The following is a 956-nucleotide window of genomic DNA, read 5'->3' on the forward strand; positions in this document are numbered from 1 at the left end:
GTGCATAACCATCGGCCATATTGACTGCACCGCTCTCTCCACGTGAACAGATGAGTTTAATGCTTCCTTCTCTAAGAATCGCATCATAGATAGGCATATTATGAATACTGACAATCCCGAAAGCAGCTTCTACGCCAGCTTGCACTAGCTCTTTTACGATGGAATCGGCGGTCGTAAACTCTATTTCTTCTTGTTTTTTCATATTGTTATCCTACCTTTTTTAAGTAATATTATTAAAGCGCTTTACCGATTGCTCCTGCAGTTTCAATCGTCGATCYAGCTACATAACTAGCTTTATCTGAAGCAAGAAATACAATAACACTAGCGACTTCTTCCGCCTCACCTACACGGCCAAGTGGAATATTCCGTTTTTTCGCAAGATCGCCATAATATTCCTCCGGATCCATATCAGGTGCGTTTTTCAATCTTCTGCGCTCCCATTGATCAGTCCGTATCAATCCGAGACTAACTGAGTTCACCAAAATATTGTCAAAGGCTAGTTCCTGAGATAGTGTCTTGCTTAAATTTAAAAGACCCGCCCGTGCTGCTGCCGTCGCTACCATGTGACGCTCAGGTTCTTTTGCAAGCGTTGCATTAATATTGATAATCCGCCCGCCACCCCTTTTAACTAGATGTGGATGCGCAGCACGAACGGCATATATGATAGCAAAAAACTTTAATTGAATTTGTTCATGCCACTGTTCATCTGTAATATCAAAAAAGTAACCCATCACGCTTTGTCCAGCTGCATTCACCAATATATCGATCCCGCCAAACTTTTCTGCAGTGCCATTAATAAATGAATCCACATCCGATTTAGAGGTAACATCACAAGTTGATGCAAAAATATCTTCTTTGTCCCCAAATGACAGCAAGTGACTTTGGGCATTTTCCATACGATCTTTGCTTCTTCCGCAGATAGCTACTTTTGCACCTTCACCTAGAAACATTTCTGC

General features: G+C 41.8%; 2 protein-coding genes. Both read right to left on the reverse strand.

Annotated elements, in window-relative coordinates; translation table 11 throughout:
• Positions 1–202, reverse strand: a 202-nt coding sequence (locus AC1DUW_RS30500; protein WP_477644402.1) for a thiamine pyrophosphate-binding protein, incomplete at its 3' end; no start/stop codon positions are given.
• A 31-nt stretch (positions 203–233) separates the two neighbouring features.
• The coding region (locus tag AC1DUW_RS30505; protein WP_477644403.1) for an SDR family oxidoreductase at positions 234–956 on the reverse strand (723 nt) is incomplete at its 5' end.

The sequence above is a fragment of the Peribacillus sp. P4_C12 genome, assembly GCF_056402095.1.